This window comes from Mesorhizobium sp. M1066 (assembly GCF_040318635.1).
GTDB lineage: Bacteria > Pseudomonadota > Alphaproteobacteria > Rhizobiales > Rhizobiaceae > Mesorhizobium.
On record NZ_JAMYMR010000133.1, the window covers coordinates 1 to 532 of the forward strand.

General features: G+C 63.3%; 1 protein-coding gene and 1 pseudogene. Both read left to right on the top strand.

Annotated elements, in window-relative coordinates:
• Positions 1–225 (top strand): annotated as a pseudogene (locus NKH52_RS35470) (group II intron reverse transcriptase/maturase); the annotation flags it as partial.
• Positions 226–238: 13 nt separating this feature from the next.
• On the top strand, positions 239–532 hold a 294-nt coding region (locus NKH52_RS35475), incomplete at its 3' end, for a reverse transcriptase domain-containing protein (RefSeq protein WP_352658246.1).

Below are 532 nucleotides of genomic sequence, written 5' to 3' on the forward strand. Positions count from 1 at the left end.
GCCCAAACCCGGTTCACGGCCCTGCTGCATCACGTCGACGAAGAAGCCCTTTACCGGGCGTTTCGGCGACAGAAGCGACAGGCGAGTGCTGGGGTCGATGGGATGACCGTGGCGAAGTACGAAGAGGGGCTGACGGATAACATCCGTGATCTCTGCGAACGGGTCCACACCGATCGCTACCGGCCACAGCCGGTGCGGCGGGTCTACATTCCCCGATGGCGGTAAACGGCCTTTCGGGGTGCCGGCGCTGGAAGACAAGATCGTCCAAAGCGCGGTGGCCGAGGTGCTGAGTGCTATCTACGAGGTCGACTTCCTGGGGTTCTCCTACGGCTTCCGGCCGGGGCGGAGCCCCCACATGGCGCTTGATGCCCTGCATACAGCGATCATGAGCCAGCGTGTGAACTGGGTGCTCGATGCCGACATTCGCAGCTTCTTCGACTCGGTCGACCACGCGAGTGGCTGCTGCGGATGGTGGCGCACAGGATCGCTGATCGTCGTATCCTACGGCTCATTGGGCTGTGGTTGCGGGCTG